The organism is Roseateles asaccharophilus, from assembly GCF_004362405.1.
Lineage (GTDB): Bacteria > Pseudomonadota > Gammaproteobacteria > Burkholderiales > Burkholderiaceae_C > Kinneretia > Kinneretia asaccharophila.
The window spans coordinates 25014-51148 of record NZ_SNXE01000008.1; the positions used below are offsets into that span (position 1 = coordinate 25014).

20 protein-coding genes are annotated in these 26135 nt (G+C 64.9%); 14 read left to right on the forward strand and 6 right to left on the reverse strand.

All coding sequences use genetic code 11. The annotated features are described in order from the left end of the window. The first annotated feature begins 25 nt into the window (after positions 1 to 25). From DFR39_RS15630 to DFR39_RS15670, 9 genes are all read left to right on the forward strand, one after another. On the forward strand, positions 26 to 979 hold the full coding sequence (locus DFR39_RS15630) for a glycosyltransferase family 2 protein (protein WP_133604634.1): 954 nt from the start codon (positions 26 to 28) through the stop codon (positions 977 to 979). A gap of 2 nt (positions 980 to 981) precedes the next feature. Further along, positions 982 to 1734, forward strand: coding sequence for a class I SAM-dependent methyltransferase (locus DFR39_RS15635; RefSeq protein ID WP_133604636.1), 753 nt, complete (start codon positions 982 to 984; stop codon positions 1732 to 1734). Then, positions 1731 to 3413, forward strand: a complete 1683-nt coding sequence (locus DFR39_RS15640; RefSeq protein WP_133604638.1) for an HAD-IA family hydrolase — start codon at positions 1731 to 1733, stop codon at positions 3411 to 3413. The genes DFR39_RS15635 and DFR39_RS15640 overlap by 4 nt, the downstream gene beginning before the upstream one ends. After that, the gene (locus DFR39_RS15645) at positions 3410 to 4012 is read left to right on the forward strand and encodes an acyltransferase (protein WP_211343886.1); all 603 of its coding nucleotides are present in this window, start codon (positions 3410 to 3412) and stop codon (positions 4010 to 4012) included. The genes DFR39_RS15640 and DFR39_RS15645 overlap by 4 nt, the downstream gene beginning before the upstream one ends. Positions 4013 to 4040: 28 nt before the next feature. Beyond that, positions 4041 to 4748: a WbqC family protein gene (locus DFR39_RS15650; RefSeq protein ID WP_211343887.1), complete on the forward strand. Its 708-nt coding sequence runs from the start codon at positions 4041 to 4043 to the stop codon at positions 4746 to 4748. After that, positions 4745 to 5155: a GtrA family protein gene (locus DFR39_RS15655; RefSeq protein ID WP_133604641.1), complete on the forward strand. Its 411-nt coding sequence runs from the start codon at positions 4745 to 4747 to the stop codon at positions 5153 to 5155. Before DFR39_RS15650 ends, DFR39_RS15655 begins: the two co-directional genes overlap by 4 nt. A 104-nt stretch (positions 5156 to 5259) precedes the next feature. Further along, positions 5260 to 5703 carry an acyltransferase gene (locus DFR39_RS20400; protein WP_162849551.1) on the forward strand — a complete coding sequence of 148 codons (444 nt, stop codon included), beginning with the start codon at positions 5260 to 5262 and terminating at the stop codon, positions 5701 to 5703. After that, the gene (gene rffA / locus DFR39_RS15665; RefSeq protein WP_133604645.1) at positions 5684 to 6817 is read left to right on the forward strand and encodes a dTDP-4-amino-4,6-dideoxygalactose transaminase; all 1134 of its coding nucleotides are present in this window, start codon (positions 5684 to 5686) and stop codon (positions 6815 to 6817) included. The genes DFR39_RS20400 and rffA overlap by 20 nt, the downstream gene beginning before the upstream one ends. Further along, a complete protein-coding gene (locus DFR39_RS15670) occupies positions 6814 to 8370 on the forward strand; it encodes an ArnT family glycosyltransferase (protein WP_133604647.1) in 1557 nt (518 codons plus the stop codon). The genes rffA and DFR39_RS15670 overlap by 4 nt, the downstream gene beginning before the upstream one ends. 61 nt (positions 8371 to 8431) lie before the next feature. On the opposite strand, the gene DFR39_RS15675 is transcribed toward DFR39_RS15670, so the two are convergent. The 3 genes from DFR39_RS15675 to DFR39_RS15685 all read right to left on the reverse strand — a co-directional run bounded on the left by DFR39_RS15675 (position 8432) and on the right by DFR39_RS15685 (position 12733). Continuing rightward, a complete protein-coding gene (locus DFR39_RS15675) occupies positions 8432 to 10366 on the reverse strand; it encodes a bifunctional 2',3'-cyclic-nucleotide 2'-phosphodiesterase/3'-nucleotidase (protein ID WP_133604649.1) in 1935 nt (644 codons plus the stop codon). A 77-nt stretch (positions 10367 to 10443) separates the two neighbouring features. Continuing rightward, entirely contained in the window at positions 10444 to 11085 is a 642-nt protein-coding gene (locus tag DFR39_RS15680; protein ID WP_133604651.1) for a sensor histidine kinase, read from the reverse strand. Positions 11086 to 11092: 7 nt separating this feature from the next. Beyond that, positions 11093 to 12733: a response regulator gene (locus DFR39_RS15685; RefSeq protein ID WP_133604653.1), complete on the reverse strand. Its 1641-nt coding sequence runs from the start codon at positions 12731 to 12733 to the stop codon at positions 11093 to 11095. Between the two features lie 178 nt (positions 12734 to 12911). On the opposite strand from DFR39_RS15685, the gene DFR39_RS15690 reads away from it, so the two are divergent. Next, positions 12912 to 15068, forward strand: a complete 2157-nt coding sequence (locus DFR39_RS15690) for a lipoxygenase family protein (RefSeq protein ID WP_133604655.1) — start codon at positions 12912 to 12914, stop codon at positions 15066 to 15068. Positions 15069 to 15198: 130 nt separating this feature from the next. Here the strand turns inward: DFR39_RS15690 and DFR39_RS15695 are convergent, their stop codons facing one another. Beyond that, entirely contained in the window at positions 15199 to 20247 is a 5049-nt protein-coding gene (locus DFR39_RS15695; RefSeq protein ID WP_133604657.1) for a diguanylate cyclase domain-containing protein, read from the reverse strand. Between the two features lie 269 nt (positions 20248 to 20516). Continuing rightward, on the reverse strand, positions 20517 to 20783 hold the full coding sequence (locus tag DFR39_RS15700; protein ID WP_133604658.1) for a helix-turn-helix domain-containing protein: 267 nt from the start codon (positions 20781 to 20783) through the stop codon (positions 20517 to 20519). Positions 20784 to 20827: 44 nt separating this feature from the next. On the opposite strand from DFR39_RS15700, the gene trhP reads away from it, so the two are divergent. The 3 genes from trhP to DFR39_RS15715 are packed head-to-tail and all read left to right on the forward strand — an operon-like array spanning position 20828 to position 24368. After that, positions 20828 to 22240, forward strand: a complete 1413-nt coding sequence (trhP, locus tag DFR39_RS15705; protein WP_133604660.1) for a prephenate-dependent tRNA uridine(34) hydroxylase TrhP — start codon at positions 20828 to 20830, stop codon at positions 22238 to 22240. A 48-nt stretch (positions 22241 to 22288) separates the two neighbouring features. After that, the gene (locus DFR39_RS15710) at positions 22289 to 23794 is read left to right on the forward strand and encodes a protein adenylyltransferase SelO (protein ID WP_133604662.1); all 1506 of its coding nucleotides are present in this window, start codon (positions 22289 to 22291) and stop codon (positions 23792 to 23794) included. A gap of 46 nt (positions 23795 to 23840) precedes the next feature. Beyond that, on the forward strand, positions 23841 to 24368 hold the full coding sequence (locus DFR39_RS15715; protein WP_211343888.1) for an NADPH-dependent FMN reductase: 528 nt from the start codon (positions 23841 to 23843) through the stop codon (positions 24366 to 24368). Between the two features lie 70 nt (positions 24369 to 24438). Here DFR39_RS15715 and DFR39_RS15720 read toward each other — a convergent pair whose 3' ends face one another. After that, positions 24439 to 25353, reverse strand: a complete 915-nt coding sequence (locus tag DFR39_RS15720; protein ID WP_133604663.1) for a LysR family transcriptional regulator — start codon at positions 25351 to 25353, stop codon at positions 24439 to 24441. A gap of 104 nt (positions 25354 to 25457) precedes the next feature. Between DFR39_RS15720 and DFR39_RS15725 the strand changes: the two genes are divergently transcribed. Further along, positions 25458 to 26120, forward strand: coding sequence for a short chain dehydrogenase (locus tag DFR39_RS15725; RefSeq protein WP_133604665.1), 663 nt, complete (start codon positions 25458 to 25460; stop codon positions 26118 to 26120). Positions 26121 to 26135 lie beyond the last annotated feature (15 nt).

Consider the following 26135-nt stretch of genomic DNA (forward strand, 5'->3'; position numbering starts at 1 on the left):
TGTGAACCAGGATCTGCGTCAAGGTATGAAGACCGAGCGCGCTGCCTCAGCGCCTCGCTACAGCATCGTCTCAACCATGTATCGGTCGGCCGGATTCATTCCGGCCTTTTTGTCGCAGTGTCTGGAGGCTTTGAGAGCGATTCACTGTGAAGACTTCGAGATCGTGCTGGTCAACGATGGCTCGCCAGATGAATCTCTGGACGTTGCGCTCGCTGCCAGGGCGCAGATACCACGCTTGGTTGTCGTCGACCTGTCGCGCAATTTCGGCCATCACGCGGCAATGCTGGCGGGGCTCGGTGCGGCACGTGGAGAGCGCGTTTTCCTGATTGACTGCGATCTGGAGGTGTCGCCCGGCGTGCTCGTGGAGTTGGACGCGAAGCTGAACGAGACCAAGGCCGACATGGTGTACGGCTATCAGGAGGCGCGCAAGGGAGGTCGTTTTGAGAAGCTGTCCGGCGGACTTTTCTACAAGGGCTTCAATCTGCTGAGCGATACCCACATCCCGGAGAACGTTGCGACGGAGCGAGTGATGACTCGGCCATACGTAGAGGCGCTGCTGCGTATGGGGGACAAGAACCTATTTCTTGCCGGGATGATGTCGTGGGCAGGGTTCAAACAGATCGGCATCGTAGTGAAGAAGAAGCAGCGTGACGGGCGTAGCACCTACACCTTGAGACGCAAGCTGAGTCTGCTCATCAATGCCGTAGCCTCTTTCTCGGCCAAGCCGCTGATGTGGTTGTTCACCGGGGGGCTTTGTGTGACGGGATTGAGTCTCGCCTATGTGGTCTATCTCATTGCGCGCAAGATCTTCTTTGACGACGCACTGCTTGGCTTCACCTCTGTGATGGCGCTAACGGCACTGAGCCTGGGGGTGACGACAACCGGCCTGGGTCTGATTGGCATCTATCTTGGCAAGGTGTTCAGTCAAGTCCAGAACCGACCGACTTACATCGTTCGTGGGATTCACGGTCGGGACTGACGATGCAAACCTCTCCTCTACTCGACGATCACGCGGCCGCCTATCAGCCGGGCTTTGTTCATTACGAGGAGAATTTGATCGTTCATCAGGCCTATGGTGAACAGATCGCTGAGGTCATTCGCGAGAAGAGTGTGCGCCGCGTGCTGAGTCTGGGTATCGGACATCAGGCAGTTGCCGCAGCCATTCTTCCGACGCTTGGACCTATGGGTCTGCAGCGATACACCCTCGTCGATGCGTCTTCGGCCATCCTCCAAAGATTTCGCGCGGAACACTCGCCGCTTCCGCAGGGCCTGGAGTTGGTCGAGGCGTTCTTCGAGCAATTCCGTCCGGACGAGCCGTACGAATTGATCGAGGCGGGCTTTGTTTTGGAGCACGTGGACGACCCGGAGCTTTTGCTGCGCCGCATTCATGAGTTCCTGTTGCCCGGCGGGCGCGTCTTCCTCGCCGTGCCCAATGCCCGTTCTCTACACAGGTTGATTGGTCAGGCCGCAGGCTTGTTGGACGATGTCTATTCACTCAGCGAAGCCGATCGCGCGCTCGGGCATCAGCACTATTACGATTTGCCCGCGCTTCGCAAGCAGGTCGAGGCGGCGGGCTTGCGTGTCGAGCGCGAGAAGGGCTTGCTGCTAAAACCCTTCACGACCGCGCAGCTCAACAGGCTTGGGCTCACGCCCGCTGTTTGGACCGCGCTTCAGCAGGTGGCTGCGCCATTGCCAGAGTTGTCCAACGCCTTCCTGGTGGAGGCATCGCGATGAAGCCCCGCGGCCTTCTTCTGCTGAGCGCCGGTGGATTTCAGGGGCTCGCGCTGATCCAGGGCCTGCAGTCGTTGCATGGTCTGCGCCTGATCGTTGCTGACTCGTATGCAGACAATGTCACTCGCTTCTTGGCAGACCAGTATGTCGTTGCGCCGCCACTCAGCGATCAAGCAGTCTTTGAGCAGTTTCTGCTGAATCTGTGTCAAGAGCAGGACATCGAGCTGTTGCTGGCTGCTACCGACCACGAACTGCGGACGGTTGACCGTTTGCGCACTCGCCTGCAGGCAATGGGTGTCAGCGTGCTGGTCTCCACAGGCCGAGCGCTGGAACTTGGGCAAGACAAGCTTGCGTTCTATCGCTGGCTTGCCGAACAAGGTCACAGGGTGCTGCCCTTTTTTGAGCGGCCGGATGATCCGGCTGCGCCGGAGCTGTTGATCGGCAAAGCGCGTGGCGCATGGGGGGGGCGTGCGATGCTGCAGCATCGGCGCGGCCAGGAGATGGCGTCTCTGCCCGAGGGGTATGTCTGGCAGCCAATGCTGACGGACTTCGACGAGTACTCGGTTGACTTCTCGGTGCGTCCAGATGGAGCGCTCTCACCGCTGGCCTTCCGCCGGCGGTTACGAACCGTAGGCGGCTATGCCGTGGTGTGCGAGCCCGGCGCCCCCTCGGAGGTGAGCGTTGCCGCGACGGCTGCAGCGCGTGGACTGGCGGACTTGGGCGCGTGCGGTCCATTGAATCTGCAGCTGCTGCACTGGTCCGGCGGAGTCGCTGTGAGCGATTTCAATCCGCGCGGCGGAACCTCCATGGCCCTCAGCATTTCCGCAGGCCTGAATCCGATGGAGTTCCTGCTCCAAGCGTCACCGGATCCTGCTCCATGTGCCAAGCCGGTAGTGCTCCAACGCACGACTCAGCTGTTCCGCCAGCAACTGGTGCCGCGGTTGGATTTATCCGGGGTGCGTGGCGTGGTTCTGGATTTGGACGACACCCTGCTGGACCAGAAGGCATGGATGCTCGACAAGCTGCGGCTGACTTGGCGGGGCTTGGCGGCACACTTGCCGCCACAGGCCCAGTTTCTGTCGGACTGCTGGGCTCTGATCGAAGAGGGGCACCGTTCTGATCTGTTTGATCGGCTCTGTTCGCGATGGGGCTGGGGACAGGCTACTCGTGATGCATTGATCGAAGCCTATCGCGGGGCTGTTCCCCGTAAAGCATGTCTGTATCCCGAAGTCGATGGGGTGTTGGATCAGCTTCGACGTTCAGGCTACCGGCTGGCACTGCTGACTGACAACCCCGCCGCTTCGCAGCGGCAGAAGCTGCAAGTCAGCCGGCTCGATTCGCAGCTGGATGCGGTGATTTTGACGGCAGATCTGGGCTGTCGTAAGCCCGATGGCACGGCCTTTGCGGCTGCAGCGGAGGCATTGGCACTGTCACCAGCCGAGTTGGTGATGGTAGGGGACAACCTTTACCGTGATATCCATGGCGCTTTGTTGGCAGGCTATCGGCACGCCTTCCACTTGACCCGCGCCGGAGCCTTCTTCAACTTCGATGGGGCGCTATGGCGAGAACTCCATCCCGAGCAAGAGGCCTGGACTGCCGTGAATTGCCTACGTGACTTGCACGCACACCTGCCAAAGCTGCTTTGCACAGCAGGCACGCGTGATGAGGGGAATATATTTTGATTGATGCCCGCTACTACGAGCAGCACGAGCTCGAGGCGATGGGGTTTAAGCACCTTGGTGCTAAGGTGCAACTTGCGCGCACTTCCCGCTTCTATATGCCGGAGTACATTTCGCTCGGCGATTACTGCATCGTTGATGATTTTTGTGTGATTTCTGGCAATGTATCGCTCGGGCGCAACGTGCACATTGCGCACGGTTGTCGAGTTATTGGCGGGCGCGAGGGCATAGGTATGGCCGATTTCTCCGGCCTCGCTTTTGGCGTGACTGTGTTTGCACAGTCTGACGACTATAGCGGCACAGCATTGACGAATCCGACCGTTCCTATGGAGTACCGCAAAATCAGTCGCGCGCGCGTCGAGTTGGGACGGCATGTGATTGTCGGTGCGCAGTCCGTTGTATTCCCTGGTGTGTTAATGGGTGAGGGATCATCCGTAGGGTCCTGCAGCATGGTGACCAAGTCCACGGAGCCTTGGGGTATCTACTTTGGCGTACCAGCGCGCCGTATCCGTGGTCGCAAGCGGGACTTGTTGGAGTTGGAAGAACGCTATCTGCAAATTGATGCGGAGGCGCGTACAACAAATATGTCCGGCGGTGCATGATGGGGCACTTCATGACGAGGAGCCGCATGTGACCCGTGTTGTGGTTCTCCAATCCAACTACATCCCGTGGAAAGGCTACTTTGATCTGATCCGCGATGCAGATGTGTTTTGCTTTTATGACGATGTGCAATTCACCAAGAACGACTGGCGTAACCGCAATCGGATAAAAACCGCACAAGGCACACGGTGGCTGAGCGTCCCGGTGGGAACGGATCTGAATCGTCTGGTTTGTGAAGTGAGAATGAGTGACTCACGTTGGCAAGCTTCCCACTGGGAAAGTCTAAAGCAGGCGTACAGCAAGCAGCCCTATTTTCGTTACTATCGTGAGTTCTTTGAGGAGATTTACCGTGCTAGACAGTGGTCAAGTCTGTCTGAGCTGAATCAATATCTGGTACGGAAAATTTCCGCCGAGCTGCTTGGTATAAAAACCCGTTTTGATGACTCAAGAAACTATCAGACTGAGGGCAGGCGCCTTGAACGGTTGATGGGGCTGTTGAAACAGTTGCAGTGCAGTCACTATGTTTCTGGGCCTGCTGCCAAAGACTACATCGATGCCGCCGAATTTGAAGCGGCCGGCATCCAACTTGTCTGGAAGGACTACAGCGGTTATCCGGTGTATGAGCAACCCTATCCACCGTTTGAACATGGGGTCAGTATTCTGGATTTGTTGTTCTGTGTCGGCCCGAGTGCGCCGCAGTACATCTGGGGCTGGCGCAGTCCGCCTAGTGAAATATGAACCAGGCTAGGCTGACCTTGCAGCAGGTTGCACGCTACGGGATCGTTGGCTTGAGCGCCAATGCACTCGGCTATTTGCTCTACCTGGCTCTGACCGCAATGCATGTCGAGCCGGTTGTGGCGATGACCCTGCTGTATGTTGTTGGTGTATTGCAAACGTTCATTTTCAACAGGCGTTGGACGTTTGAACATGGTGGCAGGGTAGGCGTGGCTTTCAAGCGGTATGTCTTCCTATATCTGCTGGGCTATGGAATAAATTTGGCGGTGATGCGTCTGTTGGTCGGGGTCATGGGCTTGTCACATCAATGGGTGATGCTGGGTTTGGTTCTGGGGATGCCCTTGTTTTTCTTCGTTGGACAGAAATTCTGGGTGTTTGCGAGACCTGCGCAAGGGCGGGCTACGGAATGAGGTCCTTTCCACCCAGCATCAGGCGCCTGTTGTTTGGTGCATATTCCTATTCAGAAAACTTGCTGAGGCTGCTTCTAGAAATCTTGCCGCCACCACTACGCCACATGGTCTATCGCCTATTGCTTGGGCGTCTTGGATCGAATAGTGTCATCGATTATCAGTGTTACTTCCGCTACCCTTGGAAGATCAGCATAGGGAGGTCGACGTCCGTCAATCGTGGCTGTGAGTTTTATGGTTCGATGATGGATGGCAGGGCGCGTATTACGGTTGGTGATCATGTAGCGCTCGGGCCTCACGTGCGAGTGCTCAGCGCCGGGCATGATTATCGCGAGCTAGATTTGCCTGACACGTCGGCCAGTGTCGCGATTGGCGATCACGTTTGGATTGGCGCGGGCGCCACTATTCTGCCGGGTGTGACCATTGGTGAGGGCGCGGTCATTGCGGCTGCCAGCGTCGTCACGCGTGACGTTCCGCCCTACACCATCGCGGCCGGATGCCCGGCCAGGGTTTTGAAGAAAAGGACGATCAATGGTCACCATACCATTTAACAAGCCCTATATGACAGGCAAGGAGCTCTGGTATATCGCCCAGGCTCATGCCCAGGGACATCTGGCCGGTGATGGCGAGTTCACGAAACGCTGCTCACGCTGGCTTGAAGCACGTACCGGTGCGCGGCGTGCGTTGTTGACGCACTCCTGTACGGGCGCACTTGAGATGGCTGCGATTCTGGCCGGGATTGAGCCTGGCGATGAAGTGATTCTGCCATCTTACACCTTTGTCTCAACAGCAAATGCCTTTGTGCTGCGCGGCGCTACGCCGGTATTTGTCGACATTCGGCCGGATACGCTCAATATTGACGAGACAAAGATAGAAGCCGCGATCACACCTCGAACCAAGGCCATCGTGCCCGTGCACTATGCAGGTGTGGCTTGCGAGATGAACAAGATCATGGAGATCGCGCATCGCCATAACTTGCTGGTCATTGAGGATGCCGCCCAGGCTTTGATGTCCAATTACAACGGCCGTCCGGTCGGTAGCCAGGGCCATATGGCGGCGCTTTCATTCCATGAGACCAAGAACATTATCTCAGGCGAAGGTGGGGCGCTTTTGATCAATGACTCGCGTTTTATTGAGCGCGCGGAGATCATTCGTGAAAAGGGTACGAACCGTAGTAAGTTTCTGCGTGGGCAAGTCGACAAGTACACATGGACCGACTTAGGATCCTCTTATCTGCCAAGTGAATTGATATCGGCCTTTCTATTGGCCCAGACGGAAGAGGCCGATGGCATCACACAGCGTCGATTGGCATTGTGGGATACCTATCATCGTTTCCTTGAGCAGGCCGAACGTGACGGTTTGCTGCGCCGGCCCGTGGTGCCTCGGGACTGTGCGCACAATGCGCACATGTATTACGTCCTGCTTCGCGACCTGGAGCATCGTACCGATTTCATTGCAGAGATGCGAGAACGAGGAATCGGTTGCGTATTCCACTATGTCCCCCTGCATAGCGCACCTTATGGCGAGCGCATAGGACGCAGCGTTGGTGATATGTCAGTAACTAATGAATTCAGCCAACGCTTGGTGCGTTTGCCAATGTGGTTGGGCTTGGAAGAGTATCAAGCCAATGTGATACAGCAGCTGCTTGAAGTGGTGCGGCGATGACTGTCGTTTTGGCCCGATTTGGGCGACCGCAAGGCAAGAGCGAGAGTGGGTCCGGTCTCATCATTGCGGGTGTCGTTCTTATTGTTGCAGCACTGTTTCGTTGGGCTGTATTCGCCGGATTCTTTGGTTCCGATGAGGTGACATATCTTGGCGCAGCCAAGGGTGTACTTAGTGGCGAGTGGCCGCACTCGTCTTATATTGGATCGTTGCGTTACGGCGTCAATGTGCCTGTCGCTGCGTTCTTGGCACTGTTTGGTGTCAATGAATGGGGGGCGGTCGCATGGGGGTTTTTGGCATCATTGGCGGAGGTGTGGCTGGTTTATCTTATTGCGACGCGCGTCTGGAGCTCGCGCGTGGGATTGTGGGCCATGCTCTTGCTCGCGGTGATGCCCTTGCATGCTCACTTTGCAACGCGGCTTATGGCGGACTCGCCGCTCGCTCTGTTTCTGAGTTTGGGCGTGTGGTTTTTGGTGCGGGCGGAGTCTGGGAGCGGCCGCCTCGTTGACTATTTTTGGGCTGGGCTTGCATTCGGTGCCTGCTATTGGATTAAGGACGCGGGTCTATATGTTGCTGGAATGATGTTGATGGCTTACGCCCTGCTCTGTCAGCGATTCCACTGGCGCTGGGGCTGGCTTGTATTGGGCGTGCTATTGATGCTGTTGGGAAATATGGCACTGATGGCTTGGGTTCATGGTGACCCCTTGCATTTGGTGCACAGTGGGCGAAACAGCCTTGGCAGGATCGTTGAGACGAGTGGCCCATGGTTCTACTTGAAAGCGCTCTTTGTTGACATTCGCCATGTTGGTTTGGCGGGTTGGTTGTGCTTGCTGGGCCTAGTTCAAATGCTGCGAGGCCGGACTGTGGCTGCGAGTAGCCTCCTGGGCCAGAGGCTGATCGTGATATGGGGCCTAGGTTTCACACTGATCTTGTCTGCATTGCCCATTAAACAAAGCAACTACATACTGATGTTCGCCGCACCGCTAGCACTGTTGGGCGGATTGCTGCTGGCGAGCTTGAGTCGGCGTGTATCAGCAAGTATTTGCGGCATGGCCGTTGTTGTCGGGGGGCTGTTGGCTGCATTGCAACAGGCCTCATTGCATTCATTTACCGCAAACTCGTTGGCGGCAGTACGGCTGGCTGATGCGAATCCGGATATGCGAATCTATGTCCCGACCGGTGCGTTTAGAGCCGACCTCTATGCGCAGGCCCTGAATCAAACAAACCCCAGGCGCCAGCCGCTGCTCGAATTGGCGCAATTGGATCGTGATCTGCTGGGTGGCGGCGGGTCTGAAGCGTGGGTAATGCGGGACCCGCAGACTGAGGGCTGGGGTGACGCTAGGGATCACAACTGGAGCGAACGGAGCGAGTGTCTCAGCCGGCTGGCCTTGCATGTGGAGCCACAGCCGGGACTGGGCCTGGGTCGTTTGGTATCCGCAGCCATGCTGGCGATTTCTCACCATCTGCCCGCTATGGGTGGGGAGCGCATCCGGCAGCAACTGGGCGTAAAACCTGCGTTCTGGTATCGGGTGATACCGGGTTGCAGACCCTCTTGATGGCGGCCTCCCGGCCGCGCCTTGTCCTGGCGCATCCAACGGCTGTTCGGCGGAATCCTGTTCAGTCCGCCAACTCGTAAAGCGCCGACCCATCGGCGCGTCGCTCCACCAGCTTCACGGCTGGGGTGCGGGCCAGGTGCGGGATGCCACCGGCGCCCGAGACAAAGCGCAGCTTCACGCCCGCCACGGGCAGGATGCGCCAGTTGCCGTCGGCGCTGGGGTTGAAGGTCTTGGCGCTGGCCAGGTACTGGGCCACGGTCTCGCGGTTCTCATCGGGTGAATCGACCACGACGCGCTCGCCGCTGAGTGCGGGGAAGTTGCCGCCGCCGCTGGCGCGGTAGTTGTTGGTCACGACCAGGAACTCCGCCTTGGGGTCTACCGCCCGGCCCTGGTAGCGAAGATTGACGATGCGCTGCCCCTGTGCCTCGGTGCGCTGGCCCTCGGCCGTGTAGCGGGCGGGCTGGCTCACATCGATCTCGTAGCTCAGGCCCTCGATCATGTCGAAGTTGTAGGAGCGGAAGGCCGGCTCCAGCAGCTCCTGGGCAGCGGGCCCCTGGGGATCGATGCGGCGGAACTGGCCTGCCGACATCTCCAGCCACTCGCGCAGCTCGGCGCCGCTGATCTTCACCACCTTGACGGTGTTGGGGTAGACGTAGAGATCGGCCACATGCTTGATGGCCACCGGGCCGGCCGGGATGTCGGTGTAGTTGCCCGTGCCCTGGCGGCCGCCGGACTTGAAGGGGGCCGCGGCCGAGAGCAGGGGCAGCTTCTCGTAGGCCGTGCCCTGCACCGCGCGGCGGGCATACGCCAGCTGGGCCTGGGCCACCAACTGCACGGAAGGGTCGTCCACCACCTGGGCGAAATAGCTGTGGATGGGCGCCGTGGACTCGGCCACCTGGCTGCGCACATAGTCCAGTGTGCCCTGGTGCTCGGCGGCGATAAGGCTGGCCACCGCGGCATCGGCCTCCACCAGGGGCTGACGGGTCTTGCGATTGAAGATGGGGCGGATCTCGGCGCGGCTGCTCTGCACCTGCCAGCGGCCGCCGGCATCGCTCAGGCGCAGATCGATCACGCCCAGATGGTCGCCCCAGCGCCCGGGCATCACGGCCGGCACACCGTAGAGTGTGCCGCGCGCCAGGTCTACGCCGGGGAAGCTGGCAAAGGCCGGGCCGGGGAACTCGGCATGGGCATGGCCCAGCAGCAGCACGTCCACGCCCGGCACCCGGGCCAGCTGGGCGGCCACGTTCTCGGCCATCTTGGGCTGCTCGTGCTTCTCGATGCCGCTGTGGGCAATGGCTACCACCAGATCGGCGCCGCGCGCGCGCATCTCGGGCACCAGGCGCTGGGCGCTTTCCAGGATGTCCAGGGCGCGCACCTTGCCTTCCAGGTTCTGGCGGTCCCAGAGCATGATCTGGGGCGGCACAAAGCCGATCACGCCGATCTTGAGCGCTCGCTCGGCCCCGCTCTCGTCGCGCAGACGCCGCTCCAGGATCACATAGGGCGTGAAGGCGGGCTTGCCGCTGGCGGCCTCCACCACATTGGCGCTCACATAGGGGAACTGCGCGCCGCTGATGGCCTGGCGCAGAAAGGGCAGGCCGTAATTGAACTCATGGTTGCCGATGTTGGCGGCGTCCACGCCCAGCTGGTTCAGCACCTTGTAGGCGGGATGCACCTCGCCGCGCGGCAGGGGCCGCACGCGGGCGATGTAGTCGCCCAGGGGATTGCCCTGCAGCAGGTCGCCGTTGTCGAAGAGCAGGCTGTTGGGCGCCTCGGCCCGCGCCGCCTTGATCAGGGTGGCAGCCTTGGCCAGGCCGTATTCTTCGGTGGGGCGGTCCTGGTAGTAGTCGTAGTTGAGCAGATTCATGTGCACATCCGTGGTCTGCAGGATGCGCAGCTGAAGCTCGGCGGCCTTGGCGCTGAGCAGGCCAGCGCCCAGCAGGGCGGCGGCCAGAAGACGTAGGGGGAGCGAGGAGCTAAAGCGGGCAACGGTACTCATGGCGACGCATGCTAGCAGCGCGCGACGCGGCGGACTGCACGACCGGACTGCCAGATCGGACTGCCAGACGCCACGCCTCAGGGAAGGAAGAGCTCGAACACCGCGCCGCCCTCGGGATGATCCCGCAGCCGGCTGCGCCCCTGGCGACCATGGTTGATGTGGGCGCGGGCCACTTCCTCGCACACCCGCAGGCCCAGGCCCGTGGACGTGCTGCCCGGCGCCTCATCGCGCAGGCCCGGGCCGTCGTCATGCACCCGGAAGCACAGCCAGCCGTCCTCGACGGACAGGCCCAGCGTGATCTGGCTGCGGGCAAAGCGCAGGGCGTTGTAAAGGGCCGAGTCCAGCGCCAGATGGACCAGGGTGCGGTCGTAGAACCAGAAGGGCGGGTTGGCGTCGAGCTGCTGTGTCACCTGCAGCCGGCCGTGCAGCAGCATCTCGGCATCCGAGGCCAGCTCCATCAGCATCAGATCGGGCATTTCCTCCGCAGGGCTGGCCCGCAGGCCGCCTTCCTCGATGGCACGATGCACGGTCAGGAACTCCATGAGCCGGCGTGTCAGCATCAAGGCCTGCTCATTCGCCTGGCGTGCATGCGCATGGGCGGCTGCAGGCAAGGGCAGGCGGCCCAGCTGCCGCAACTCGTCGCTGAGTATGGCCAGGCGGTTCTTCAGGTCGTGAACCACCAGGGCGCTCAGGCGGGGATCCAGGCCGCTCGGGGGCATGATGGGGTCAGGCCTTGCCGCCCACGCGCTCGCGGAAGAATTTGCGAGCCGCGGCCACGCGGTCGTGCATGGGGTGGTGCAGCTCCAGCCGTTCGAGCAGTTCCCGGGCTCGGTCCCGGTGAGTCTGTCGAACCGCTTCGTCGGTCTGCCGGCCCATGACGATGAGGTGCAGGGTGCAGAGGTCGATCAGCACATTGAAGTTCTGGGGCGAGCGCGCCAGGATGCGCTCGCCGACCTCCAGGGCCTGGCCCAGCTCACCGCTGCGCTTGGCACGCTGCAGGTCCGTCATGGCCTGGGCCACCTCCTCGCTGGCGCGTTCGATCAGTTTGCGGCACTCGGCTTCGGCCGGTGTGCCCGCCGCCGCCCGCAGGGCGCTGGCCATGAGCAAGGGTTTGTCGCCGTGGTTGCGCGCCACCTCGCCGATGAGTTGCTGGCCCAGATCCGGGTGCCCCGTGCTCAAGGCGCTGCGCGCCAGCAGCAGTTTGGACGGACCGTCCAGCGCGGTGCCTTCGGTCTCCAGCGCGGCGGCCACCTCATCCATCAGGGCAGCCGCGGCGGTCTCGTTGCCCAGCTGTTGCTGGGCCTGGGCGCCCAGGGCCTTGGCCAGCAGTCGGGCCGGGCCCTGCTCGGCAAAGCGCTTGCCCAGTTCGGCGGCCAGGGTGGCGGCGCGGGCGGGCTCACCGTTGTCCAGCAGGGCCTGGGCCAGCAGCACGCTGTCCTGCGGGCCGGGATTGACGGCATGGCGATTCTTGGCCACGGCCTGCTCCAGCACCTTGACGGCCAGCTCGGTCTCACCCGCGGCCAGGGCCAGGCCACCCAGGCGCGTCTTGCGCTTGGCATTGGGCACCAGATCGGCCACGGCGCGGGCCGTGTTCAGGGCCGCCTCGGCGTCGCCCTGTTCCTCGGTGATCTCCAGCAGGATGTCGTAGGCGCTGGCAAAACTGGGTTGGGCGCGCGTGAGCCGCTCCAGCTCGGCGCGGGCTGCTTCGGGGCGTCCCAGCGCGCGCTGGGCTTGGGCATGGCCCAGCCGGGCCCAGGCCAGCTCGGAGTTGAGATCCAGGGCACTGCCATAGCAGGCCAGGGCTTCCTCGAAGCGAGCCAGGCGCATCAGGGCCTGGGCCTTGTGCTTGAGGCCCTCGCTGGAGAGTGCATCGCCGCGCTTGATGAAGGCTTCCGCCTCCTTGAGCACCTCATCCCACTTTTGTGCATCGGCGGCCAGCAGCAGGGGGGCCAGGGCTTGCTTGCGCGCGGTGAGCCCCTCGATGTAGCGGGCCAGCAACTGGTCGGTGAAGGGCTTGATGATGTAGCCGTCGGGCAGGAAGTCTCCCGCCGCCAAGACATCGCCACGCAAGGCGTTGGCTGAGATGAAGATCCAGGGCGCCACGGGGCTGAGCAGGCGGCCGCCTCGCGCGGCCTCCAGCAGCTGCTGGCCGTCCGGGCCATCCCCCAGGTTGTAGTCGCTGAGCACCAGATCCATAGGCTCGCTGCGCAGATGGCGCAGGGCCTCGGCCGCGTCGCCGGCCATGAGCACATGCTTGAAGCCCAGGCGGTACAGCGACTCGCGGATGATGTGACGCACCTGCTGCTGGTCGTCGATCACCAGCACCTTCATGGCGCTGTTGGGCTTGACGGCACGGGGCGTGTTCATCGTGGCCACAGCTTATGCCCTGAAACCGATTCGGACAACTGCCGGAGGCTTAGCGCTGCTTTTCCAAGCATCCCCCGAGCCCGAGGCCGGCTACCGTGCAGCCCGCCATCCCTCAAGCCCTCGCGGTGAGGCAAGACATGGCACCTTCCATTCCGGAACTACCAAGGCAGAACCACCCATGAACTCCAGCCCCGCCTATGGCGCTACGGCCGCTCGACCCGAGATACCCAGTTTGCCGCAGACTCAGAGCCCGGACGCCCGCGAAGCGCGCCGCTTCCAGCTCTCGCTGGCGCGCACCGAGTACAACTATATGCAGAGCTATCTGGAAGGCGTGCCGCTGTCGGCCGATCTGCCGGCGGGCGAGAAGTTCAACCCCGCCTACGAAGCCCAGGTGCTGCAGGTCTTTCTGGTGCTGAGTGCGAACTTTCAGCGCGCCGTGCTGCGCCTGCTAGAGCGCGAGCTTAGCGCCGACCTGCCCGAGGCCGCGCTGCAGCGGGTACAGCAGTGCTATGAGCAGCTGAAGAAGGACCTGGGCGGCTGGCATATCGGGCGCGATATCAAGGACCTGCAGGCCTTCTTCGAGGCCTTGGCAGCCCTGCCTGGGGCGCTCAAGGACCTGATGCATCTGCCCCAGGACCTTCTCAAGATGGCGACCGGCCTGGACGCGGTCTTCAAGGACTTTGCGGCCAACGGCCCCACCGCCTTCCTGAAGTCCACGCTCTTCGACATGCTCAACACCAGCCAGGGGCGCGACTATCTGCTGCCGCGCTCCCTGCAGGATTACCGCGATCTGATGCAGGACCTGCCCCAGCCCCTGATGCTGGACATCGCCCGCCAGGACTGGATGCCGGCCACGCCCACCGAGCCCTGCGAGCAGGACTGGTTCTTCGGCTGGCTGCAGACGGCGGGTTTCAACACCACCTTGCTGCGCGCCGTGGTCAGCCAGCCCGCACCGGGCAGCCAGCAGATGGCCCTGGCCGAGCTGCTGCGCAAGATGCCGGTGAGCGATGCCCTGCTGAGGGCCGAGCTGGGCCCGGGCGCCCCCAGCCTGGCCGAGGCCGCGGCGCGCGGCCGCCTCTTTGTGGTGGACTACGCCCTGCTGGAGGGGGCCTGGGCCGACAAGCTCAATGGCCGCCAGCGCTATCTGGCCGCGCCCATCGCGCTCTTCTACTGGAACCCGCAGCCGCCGGCCGGCTACCCGCCTTGTGCCGAGGGCGTGCTCCAGCCCCTGGCCATCCAGCTGGCCCAGCAGCACGATGCCGAGAGCGCGCCCATCTTCAGCCCGCGCGACAGTGCCGGCGCCAACGATGCCGGCGGTTACAAGTGGCAGCTGGCCAAGCATTTCGTCAATGTGGCGGCGGCCATCCAGCATGAGTCCATCGCCCATCTGGGCAACTGTCATCTGGTGATCGAGCCCATCGTGGTGGCGGCACACCGGCAGCTGGCCCTGCAGCATCCCCTGCTCAAGCTGCTGGAGCCGCATTTCCGCTTCACCATCAATATCAATGACTCGGCCATCCACAGCCTGATCGTGCCGGGCGGCGTGGTGGCCTGCAATGTGGGGCCGGCCATTGAATGCACCCTGAGCATGCTGGCCAAGGCCCGCAGCGAGTGGCGCTGGGACGAGAACCACCCCGAGCGCCTGTTCGCGCTGCGCGGCGTGGAGCGGCTGCAGCCCTTTGCCTTCCGCGAGGACACCTTGCTGCTGTGGCGCGCCATCCGCCAGTTCGTGGACGGCTATCTGCGCCTTTACTACCGCAGCGACGCGGATGTGCGCGCGGACGAGGAACTGCAGGGCTTTGTGGCCGAGCTGGTGGACCCGCGCTATGCCAGCTTCCAGGGCCTGGGCGGCCTGGTGCCCAGCGGCGACCCCAAGCGCCCCTGGCGCCTGGAAAGTCTCGACTACCTGATCGAGATGGTGGCCCAGATGATCTATATCGCCGGCCCCCAGCACGCCTCGGTGAACTATGCCCAGTACCCGCTGATGTCCTATGCGCCCAGCGTCACCGGCAGCCTCTACCAGCCCGCGCCCACGCGCTCGACCCGGCTGGAGAGCGAGCAGGACTGCCTGCCCTGGTATCCGCCGCTGGACCTGGCGCTCTACGGCCTGTCCTTCGAGTACCTGCTCAGCGGGGTGCAGTACGACCGTCTGGGCCAGTACGAGCACAACCCGCGTGATCCCTATTTCAGTGATCCGCGGGTGGCGCCCCTGGTGGCGGACTTCCAGTCCGCCCTGTCCCTGGCCGAGATCGAGATCCGCAAGCGCAACCAGGGCCGGCCCATGCCATACCCCTTCCAGCTGCCCTCGCAGATCCCCAACAGCATCAGCATCTGAGCCTATCCCCGACGGGCCGAGCGCCGGGCCGCCCCAAGCCGGCCCGCCCGGTCCGGGTCCGTGGTCCCGGGCCGCGGGCCCGGACGTCCCCTCGGGGGACCGTCCACGCCGAATGGCGTGGACGAGGGGCTCACAATCCAGCCCAGCGCCGCCGCCCCTCCCGCTTGGCCCGGTACAGGGCCTCGTCGGCGGCGGCCAGCAGCTGTTCGGGCTTGGCGTCCACGTCCGCCACCTGGCAGGCCACGCCCAGGCTGAGGCTCACATGCGGGGCCACACTGGACTGGGCGTGGGCAAAGCCCAGGGCCTCCACCGCGTCCAGGCAGGTCTGGGCCAGGCGCTGGGCGGCGGCCAGGTCGGTGCCCGGCAGCAGCAGGGCAAATTCTTCGCCGCCATAGCGCGCCAGCAGATCGCCGGCGCGGCTGGCCACGCCCTGCAGGCACTCGGCCACGGCCTTGATGCAGCGGTCGCCCTCCAGGTGGCCGTAGTGGTCGTTGAACTGCTTGAAGAAGTCGATGTCCATCATCAGCAGGGCCAGGGGGCTGCCCTGACGCTGGCTGCGGCGCCATTCCAGCTGCAGGCGCTCATCGAAGGCGCGGCGGTTGGCCACGCCGGTGAGCCCGTCGCGCATGCTCATCTGGCGCAGCTCCTCGGTGCGCAGTGCCACCTTGTTCTCCAGGCTCTCATAGAGCCGGGCATTCACCAGCGAGATGGCGGCCTGGCTGCTCAGCAGCTCCAGGCTTTGCTGGTGCCGCGTTGTGAAGGCGTTCTCCAGGCGCTGGTGCTCCATATAGACCAGGGCCACCAACTTGCCCTGTCTGAGCACGGGCAGGCAGATCACCGAGCGCGGCGCCTGCTGGCGCAGGTAGACGCTGTGAGCAAAGCGCTCATCCAGCTCGGGGCGGTTGAGCACCAGGGTGCGGCGGGTGAGGCGCACATAGTCGATCAGGGCGCTGGGCAGCAGGGCCTGGCCCTGGTCTCCCAGCTCGGCCAGGGGCATGCACAGGCGTTGCGAAGCCAGCTGGCCGCGATCATCCAGGCCGCCAATGGCCTCCACCACCAGGCCGTCCTCGTCCTCCAGCGCGATGGCGCCGCGCTCGGCGCCCGCATGCTGCAGCAGCACGCCTAGCATCTGCGGCAGCAGGGTGTCCAGATGGATCTCCTGGGCCAGCAGCTGGTTGGCCTTCATGAGGGCGTGCAGATCGATGCTGAAGCCGCCGTCCAAGGGGTCGCGGTAGCTGCCACCGCCATCGCTGCTGCGAGCGGTGCTGCTGCGGCGCCCCGGTCCGCGAGCCAGGACGAAGGGCAGCTGGGGCCACTCGTCCTCGAGCTGGCGGCATTTCACCAGGGCTCCCCAGCGCTGGAAGTGGTAGTGCGCCTCGCGCAGGAAATGGCTGGCCAGCTGGGGCTGGCCCTGGCTCATCCAGAAGCGGCCATAGGCCTCGTTGGCCAGGCCGGCGGCGGTGGTGAAGCCGGCTGCCTCGGCCGACTCGATGGCGCGCGCATAGAGGCTCATGGCCGAGCGTTCCTCCCCGCGCACGCGGGCCAGCTCGGCAGCGATCAGGTCGCGCTTGTGGGCGAAGTTGGCCGTGCAGCCCTCGGCCCAGGTCTCGAAACGCGCCAGCAGGGTCTGCGCCTGGAGCAGGGCCTGGCTGGCGTCCTCGGCAAAGCCCTCGCGCAGCCAGCCCAGGGCTGCATAGAAGCTGCCTTCCACCACCGAGGGGCTGTCGGGCAGGCAGGCCGCCACCACGGGCAGGCGTGGCAGGGCCAGGCGCCAGCTGGCGGCGTCGCCCATCAGATAGGCATGGCGCAGCTGGGCCACGCTGTAGAGCGCCAGCGGGATGGAGGGCGGCGCATCGGGGCGGTGGAAGAGCTCGCTGCTGCGGCAGTCCTCGCTGTCCAGGTTCAGGGGCGAGAGGGTCTGGCCGCGCAGGGCGCGCAGCGGCTGCAGCACACCGTGGCGCAGCATGGCCTCGGTGGCGCCCTGGCGGGTCTTGAGCAGGAACTTCAGGCTCTGCTCGCAGCGCGTCTGCAGATCGACCAGCTCATGGCCCAGGGCCAGGCGGTTGACCTGGCCCAGCAGGGCGCAGTAGCCGGCATCCAGCGGGTTCAGGCCGCTCAGGCCCATCTCCGCGCCACGGTCCAGCTTGGCCAGGGTCTCGCTGAGCGGGTCACACCAGTGCTGGTAGAAGGCCGAGAAGTACTGGTAGATGCTCAGGCGCACATGGGCGTTGTCGCGCAGCTCGGCCAGGCGCATGGCCAGGCGGCCCAGGGCATGGCATTGCGGGTAGGGCTTGCCCATGGCCGCGCTGGCGCTCATATAGGCCGCATAGGCGATGCAGCTGTAATCGTTCTGCCCGTGGCGCAGCGTGGTCTGCAGCATGCGGCTGGCATTGAGCACATAGGCGCCCAGGCGGCCGCACTGGTAGCTGGCATAGGCCATGGCATTGCACAGCTGCATCTCCAGCCGGTGCAGGGGCGAGACCATATCGGCCGCGTGCAGCACCGCGTCCTGGCCACGCTCGGCCAGCAGGGCCTCGGTGGCGGCGTACTCGGCCGGGAACAGAGCCATGGCGCCCGCATCGTCCGGGAAGGGGTGGTCCAGCTGGGCCAGGGCGTTCTGGATCACCGCATAGGCATCGGTGAAGCGGCCCTGGATGTGGTATTGGTCCACCTGCACCAGCTGCAGGGCCAGGCGGCCGGCCAGATCCGGGCAGGCGGCCAGGGCCTCGGGATAGAGACGCTCGGCGGCCTCGAAGTGACCCGCCAGGTACTCGGCCTCGGCCAGGGCCTGGTAGAGGGCCAGGGTCTGGGCGGGCTCGGTCTGCCAGGACTCGGGTGCGCGCAAGGCCATGGCTTGGCGCAGCAGGCTCACGGCTGCGTCATGGGCCGAGGCGGCCTTGGCCCGCAGGCCGGCGCGCAGGTTCAGGGCCAGCAGCCGGGCGCGCTCGGCGCCGTCGTCGATCAGGTCGACCGCCTGGTTCAGGCAGTCCAGGATCACGAAGAGGCGCTGCTCCAGCTCGGCCTCGCTGCAGGCGGCCAGCAGGCGGCGGCCGCAGCGCAGCTGCAGGGCCGGCAGCTCGGCGGCCGGGGTCAGGTCGTGCGCGGCCTGCTGCACGCGGTCGTGCAGAAAGCGGTAGCGCGCGCCCTCCAGCAGCTCGGGGCTGTGCTCGAACTTGTAGTCCTCGCCCAGGGGCAGCAAGAGCCCCGCCAGCAGGGCAGGGCGCAGCTGCTCGGCGGTGGCCTGCGCATCCTGAGCGCTCAGGATCATCAGCTCGCGCAGGTCCAGGCGTTCACCCAGCAAGGCGGCCTGGGCCAGCAGCGCCTGGGTGGCGCGGGGCAGCTCGCGCAGGCGCTGCAGCATCAGGGTGACGACGTTGTCCGTCATCTCGCGCTGGCGGATCTGATCCAGATCCCAGTGCCAGGCGCCCAGGTGCCGCTCGTAGCGCAGATCGCCATGCGCGTGCAGGCTGCGCAGGAACTGGCCCAGGAAGAAGGGGTTGCCCCGGGTCTTGTCCAGGCACAGCGCGGCCAGGTCGGCCACGGCCTCGGGTGTGCCGTGCAGGGTGTCGGCCAGCAGCTGGTGCACGCTGCCGGCGTCCAGGGGCTCGAGCTTGAGCGTGTGCAGGTGGCTGGGCTGGGCGCGTGCCAGGGTCTGCATCAGCTGGTGCAGCGGGTGGGCATCGTCCACCTCGTTGTCGCGGTAGGCGCCGATGATGAAGAGACCGCAGCCGACCGCGCCCTCGGTGCTTTCCTGCAGCAGTTGCTGCAGCAGGCGCAGGCTGGGCACATCCACCCACTGCAGATCATCGAGGAACAGGACCAGGGGATGGTCCGGTCGCGCCAGCGCATGCAGGAACTGGGTGAAGGCGATGTGCAGGCGCTGTTCGGTGTCCGCCGGGGGCAGGGGGGCCGGAGCGGGCAGGGGGCCGGTCAGCAGGCTTAGGTCGGGCAGCAGGGCGCCTACCACGGCGGCGTTGTCGCCCAGGCTTTGCAGCAGGAGGGCGCGCCAGTGCTGGCGGCGCTCGCGCTCTTCGGCAGCCAGCTGCTGCAGCAGCTGGCGCAGGGCCTGACCCAAAGCGGCATAGGGCTCGTTGCGGCTGTACTGGTCGCACTTGCCGCGCAGGAAATAGCCGCGCTGGGCCAGCACCGGGGCTTGCAGCTCCCCCACCAAGGCGGTCTTGCCGATGCCCGAATAGCCACCCACCAGCAGCAGCTCGGGCCGGCCCTGGCGCGCGCGCTCGAAGGCCTCGCGCAGCTCGCGGCTGGCCGCCTCGCGACCGTAGAGCTTCTGGGCGATGCACAGGCGCTCGGGAATGTCGGCGCGCGCCAGCACAAAGGGCTCGATGCGGCGCTGCTCGCGCCACTGCGTCAGGCAGTGCTTCAGGTCCTGCAGCAGGCCGTAGCTGCTCTGGTAGCGGTCGTCGGGATGCTTGGCCAGCAGCTTGTGCACCAGGGCCGAGAGGGCGGGCGGCAGCTCGGGGTCCAGCTCGTGCAGGGGCGTGGGGCTCAAGGCCAGCTGGGCATGCAGCAGGGCGATGGGATCTTCGAAGCGAAAGGGCTTGCGACCCGACAGCAGCTCGTAGAGGCTGACGCCCAGGGAGTAGAAGTCGCTGCGGTGGTCCAGCTCCAGGCCGGTGCGGCCGGTCTGCTCCGGCGAGACATAGTCCAGGGTGCCGCGCAGGGCCTCGCCCGGCTCCAGCTGCTGGGTGGCGCCCAGCGGATTCAGAGGCAGGGCCAGGGCGAAGTCGCAGAGCTTGATGCGCAGGCCCGCCAGGTCCACCAGCACATTCTTGGGCGCCACATCGCCGTGGATCAGGCCGTGCTGATGCACCGCGCTGACCGCCTGGCAGAGCTGCACGGCCAGGGTCAGGCGCTCTTCCAGGTTCAGGGACTGACGCTCGATCAGCTGCGCCAGGCTGCAGGCCGAGAAGTCTTCCAGCACCAGCACCGGGCGGCGCTCGGACTCCAGCAGGTCCAGTGCGCGGATCACCCAGGGCGAGTCCAGGCGCTGCAGCACCGCATGCTCGTGGCGCCAGCGCGCCACCACGGCCGCCGAAGGCTGTTCCCCGTCCAGGTACTTGAGCACCACGGTCTGCCCCTCGGGGCTGCTGGCGCGCGCCACCACGGTGGCGCCGTTGGCGTAGATCAGCTCGTGCAGACGGTATCCGGCAATGTGCATCGTGGCGGGAGTTGGGGCGGCGCAAGCCGCCGACCTGATGCTCGCTCAGAGCGAGAGAGAGACATTCCGGTTGACGACGCAGGGCGCCAAGCGGGCTCCTGCGAGTGTCGCAAAAATGCGTTACATCCAAGGATCGCCCTCCCCCGAAGGTAGGATTTTTTCACCAGGGTAAACCTGGGGGTGGCAGGGCATTGGGGCGGGCAGCGTAAAGTCGGCGACCTGGCTGCCTCCGCGTGTCGAGCCGCATGGGGCCTTGGCCGCCCCCTTGCTCAGTGGGGCTCGGCGGGTGTCAGCGCAACGGGGCTGGCACTCAGGCCATAGAGGGCCAGCATGCCCATCACATGGGCAATCGCCACGCCGGGCTCGCCGGCCTCGATGCGTCCGATGGTCTGTACATGAACGCCCAATCGCGTCGCGGCTGCAGCCTGGCCATCGCCGGCCTGAAGCCGCGCCTGCCGGGCCGCAGCCCCCAGGGTCTGGATGGCGGCCAAAGCGGCCGGATCGATCTCGGTGGAAACATGTTTGCCTCGGGCCATGGCGGGATTGTGGCCCATGGCGCTGAGTCCAGGCTCGCGAACCGATGAAGGACAATCGGGCCATGTCTCAGAACGTCCTTCGTGCCCCCGAACTGCTGCTGCCGGCTGGCTCCCTGGCCAAGATGCGTGCCGCCTACGACTTTGGCGCCGATGCCGTCTACGCCGGTCAGCCACGCTACTCGCTGCGGGCTCGCAACAACGAATTTCGCCTGGAGCAGATCGCCCAGGGCATTGCCGAGGCGCACCAGCGCGGCAAGAAGTTTTTTGTCACCAGCAATCTGATTGCGCACAACGACAAGGTGCGCACCTATCTGCGGGACATCCAGCCGGTGGTGGAGCTCAAGCCCGATGCGCTGATCATGGCGGATGCCGGCCTGATCATGCAGGTGCTGGCGCAGATGGAGAAGGGCCTGTTCCCCAAGGTGCCCATCCACCTCTCGGTGCAGGCCAATACGACCAACTGGGCGGCCGTGAAGTTCTGGCAGAAGGTGGGGGTGGAGCGCATCATCCTCTCGCGCGAGCTGAGCCTGGACGAGATCGAGGCCATACGCCATGAGTGCCCGGACATGGAGATCGAGGTTTTTGTGCACGGCGCCCTGTGCATTGCCTACTCCGGCCGCTGTCTGCTCTCGGGCTACTTCAATCGCCGCGACCCCAACCAGGGCACGTGCACCAATGCCTGTCGCTGGGAGTACGGCACCCAGCCGGCCAGCGAGGACTCCAGCAGCGGCGAAGCCGTGCCCGTGGGCACGCTGGAGAGCGATTTCAACTTCGCCGAAGCCCAGGCCGAGGCCGAAAGCAGCTTTTCCACCTGCGGCGGCGGTCAGCGCCACCCCGCGGCCGACAAGGTCTATTTCCTGGAGGAAAAGGGCCGCCCCGGCGAGCTCATGCCCATCATGGAAGACGAGCATGGCACCTACATCCTGAACAGCAAGGATCTGCGTGCGGTCGAACATGTGGAGCGGCTCACCAAGATCGGCGTGGATTCGCTGAAGATCGAGGGGCGCACCAAGAGCCTGTACTACGTGGCCCGCAGCGCCCAGGTCTACCGCCGCGCGATTGACGATGCCGCGGCCGGACGCCCCTTCAACCCCGAGCTGCTGCTGGAGTTGGAAGGTCTGGCCAACCGCGGCTACACCGGCGGACTGCTGGAGCGCCGCCCGGCCCAGGACTACCAGAACTACATCAGCGGCCACAGCGAGCTGCACCGCAGCCACTTTGTCGGGGAAGTGACCGCCGTGCGCGAAGACGGCTGGGTGCAGGTGCAGGCCAAGAACCGCTTCGCCGTGGGCGACCGCATCGAGCTCCTGCATCCCAGTGGCAACCGGGTCATTGAGCTCAAGGCGATGCAAAACCTGGACGGCGAGCCCGTTCAGGTGGCCCCGGGCGATCCGGTGCGCGTCTGGGTACCGCTGGGTCTGCCGGCCGAGGGCGGGCTGATCTCCCGCCTGCTCTGAACAACCCGGCTGGCCGTGGGTTCACGGGTCAGCCGCTAGAGTGCGGGCATGTCTGATGTTCATGCCACCCCGCCGATTCCGTTCACCAACGACTTTGCCCGCGAGCTGCCAGAGGCCGGCATCGCCTGGCAGCCGCTGGCGGCTCCACAGCCCAGCTGGCTGCATTTCAATGCGCCGCTAGCACTTGAATTGGGGCTGGACGCTGAGCGTCTGGGCGGCGCGGATGGCCTGGACTGGTTTTCGGGTCAGGTCTTGCCACCGGGTGCGCAGCCGGTCGCGCAGGCCTATGCCGGACATCAGTTCGGCGGCTTCTCGCCACAGCTGGGTGACGGCCGTGCGCTCTTGCTTGGCGACGCACTGAGCCCCAGCGGCCGTCGCTATGACCTGGCGTTCAAGGGCTCCGGTCCGACCCCCTTTGCCCGCCGTGGCGACGGCAAAGCAGCAGTGGCGCCGGTGCTGCGCGAACTGGTCATGGGCGAGGCCTTGCATGCGCTGGGGGTGCCCAGCACACGTGTGCTGGCCGCTGTACGTACCGGCGATTGGGTCCGCCGCGAGCGGGCCTTGCCTGGCGCCGTGCTGACCCGGGTGGCCGCCAGCCACCTGCGCGTGGGCAGCTTCGAGCTTTTCGCGGCACGCCAGGATCGCGGCACGCTCAGCAAGCTGCTGGCCCATGCGCTGCGACGCCATGACGCGGATCTGATCGGGCAGGGTAGCGAGGCCGAATTGGCCCTGGCCTGGCTGGACCGGGTGCAGCAGCGTCAGGCGCGGTTGGTTGCGCAATGGCTGGGTGTTGGTTTCATTCATGGCGTGATGAACACCGACAATATGACCATCAGTGGCGAGACGATCGACTTTGGCCCCTGCGCCATGCTGGAGGCCTACGAGCCGGGCGCCGTGTTCAGTTCCATCGATGAGCGTGGCCGCTATGCCTACGGCCGCCAGCCCTCCATCGCGCAATGGAACTTGGCTCGCTTGGCGGAGAGTCTGCTCCCCTTGCTGGGCGAAGACAGCGAGCGCGCCATCGCCGAGGCGACAGCCGTGATCGACCGCTTTCCGGCGCAATTCGGCGCCGCCTGGCATCAGGTCTTCGCGGCCAAGCTGGGGTTGCGGCGGCTGCCCGAGGACGACGCTTCACTGGCCGAGGATTTCCTTGCGCTGCTGGAGGCAGCCGAGGCTGATTTCACGCTCGGCTTCCATGCGCTTGCCGAGTTGGTTCCCCGACAGGATGGTACGGAGCGCGTTCATCCCTTGCTGCTCGACGCTCCGGCCTGGCAGACCTGGCAACAGCGCTGGCATGTGGCACTGCTACGGGCCGGCGAGTCAGTCGAACAGCAGCGCGAACGTCTGTTGAGCGCCAACCCCTGGCTGATCCCGCGCAACCACCAGGTCGAGGCCGTGCTGGCTGCGGCTAGCGATGCCAGCGATCTGGCGCCGTTGGCGCGCTTGCTGGCGGCTGTGCGTGAGCCCTACAGTCAGCGTGCTGATCGAGCCGATCTGGCCGCGCCGGCGGCGCGCGAGTTCACAGCGCGCTACCGAACTTTCTGCGGCACCTGAGCGGCTCGGATATGCCCATCGTTTCATGCCCGCCAAGGAGTCTTTGATGAAGAAAGTGCTGGCCATCAGTGGCAGCCTGCGTGCTGCATCCCGCAATACCGGCCTCTTGCGCTATGCGCAGGCCAACGCGCCGGAAGGCATGAGCATTGAGATCGCCGATCTGCGCGACATGCCCTTCTACAACGCCGACTTTCCGACGCCCACGCCGCCAGTTACGCGGCTGTTCGAGCAGCTTCGCGCGGCCGATGGCCTCTTGTTGGCCTGTACTGAATACAACTACTCGATCGCGCCGGCGCTGAAGAACGCGCTGGACTGGGCGTCGCGCGAGAAGGACAACCACCTTCTTGCCGGGAAGCCCACGGCGCTGTGCGGCGCGGCCGGCGGCATGGGGTCCTCGCGCGCTCAATACCACCTCCGCCAGGTCGCGGTCTTCCTGGACCTGCGCGTGCTGAGCAAGCCCGAGGTGTTCTCGAATGCCTTCGGCGAGAGCTTCAATGCAGCCGGTGATCCGGTCGACGAGAAGCTGCAGGGCCAGATCAAGCAGCAATTGCAGGCGCTGTTGGCCGTTTTGTAAGCAGCCAGCGCGACGCAGCACGCGGTTCCATCGCGGCCCAGCCTTCACAGCTTGGGGCACTGGCACCTGCTTATGGCGTGGAGGGCGGCTGTGCGGCTTCGCCCCAGCGCGCCAGGCTGCGGGTGATGAAGGCCTGCAGCTTGGGCAGACGCAGGCGGTCGGCCGGGTAGAGCAGATGCACCGGCCGGCTCGGCGGCTCCGTGCCCGGCAGCACCTGCTGCAGGCGGCCGGCGGCCAGGTCCTCGGCCAGCAATACCTCGGGCTGCAGCACGATGCCGGCACCCGCCAGCGCGGCGCGGCGCAGCGCGTCGCCATGGTTGGCGCCGAGCACGGCTTGTCCGGGCCAATGCACGGTCTGGCCTCTGGCGCTCTGCCAGCTCGAGCCCTGCTGCCACACCGTGTGGTGAAGGCAGCGGTGGCGTGCCAGGTCTTGCGGGGCCTGCAGGGCCGGCGCGCCGGCCAAGTAGGCGGGCGAGGCCGCCAGGATCAGGCGGTAGGGGAGCAGTGGCCGGGCGATCAGGCCCTCGGTGTGGACCGGGCCGATGCGAATGGCCGCGTCGAAGCCCTCGCCGATCAGGTCCACCATCGCATCACTGAGGTGCAGATCGGCGCGCAGCCCCTCATGCGCCTGCAGCAGCTCCGCCAGCAGCGGGGCGAACACGCACTGGCCCAAGGTCACGGGCGCCGAGATGCGCAGCAGGCCTTGGGGCCGAGCGGCATGGCCTTCGGCCACTTGCTCGGCTTGGCGCACCAGTTCCAGCACGCGCCGGCACTCGGCCAGATAGAGCTGACCTACCTCGGTGAAGGCCTGGCGACGGGTGCTGCGCTGGATCAGACGTGCGCCCAGCAAGGCTTCCAGCGCGGCCACATGCCGGCCCACCATTACCGGCGATAGGTCTAGCAGTCGGCCGGCCGCGGTAAAGCTGCCACTGTCAGCCACGCTCACCAGCACCTGCATGGCGCGGAGCTTGTCGAACTGGGTCATTGCGAATTATTTGTTTGTAGTGGATGAATTTTGAATCCATTTATCACAGACGGAGTGCTGGAAATAATGAACCCATCCTTCATTGACATTGGAGCCCGATCACGATGAGTAATCTGAACACCACAAACCGCCAGGCCGCCCCGCAAATCGTCGACAAGAGTCAGCCTCAGCGCATCCTGTTGGTGGGTGCCTCCGGCGTACTGGGCCAGGCGGTGCAGCGCCATCTGGGTTCCCGCCACGAGATCCTGACCGCTGGGCGCGGGAGCGGCCAGTACCGGGTGGATTTGCGCAGCGACGCAAGCGTCGAGGCCCTGCTGCGTGAACTGGGGCCGCTGGATGCTGTTGTGAGTACTGCCGGCGGCCTGCACTTCGGCCCCCTGACCGACATGACGGCAGCCCAGTTCGACAGCGGCCTGCAAGACAAGTTGTTGGGCCAGGTGCGCCTGGCTCTGGCAGCCCAGCACGTGCTGCGCGACGGCGGCTCCATCACGCTCACCGCCGGCATCCTTTCCCGAGAACCCATTCCCATGGGGGCCAATGCCAGCGCGGTGAATGCGGCGCTGGAGGCCTTTGCCCTGGCCGCCGCCATCGAGCTGCCGCGCGGCCTGCGCATCAATGTCGTGAGCCCCACGGTGCTGACGGAGTCCTTGCCGCAGTATGGTGCCTTTATGGCCGGCATGGAAAGCACACCCGCCGCGCGGGTGGCCCTGGCCTACCAGCGAAGCGTGGAGGGCGGATTGACGGGGCGGACCTTCAGCGTGGTCTGAGTGAGCGGGTGTCTG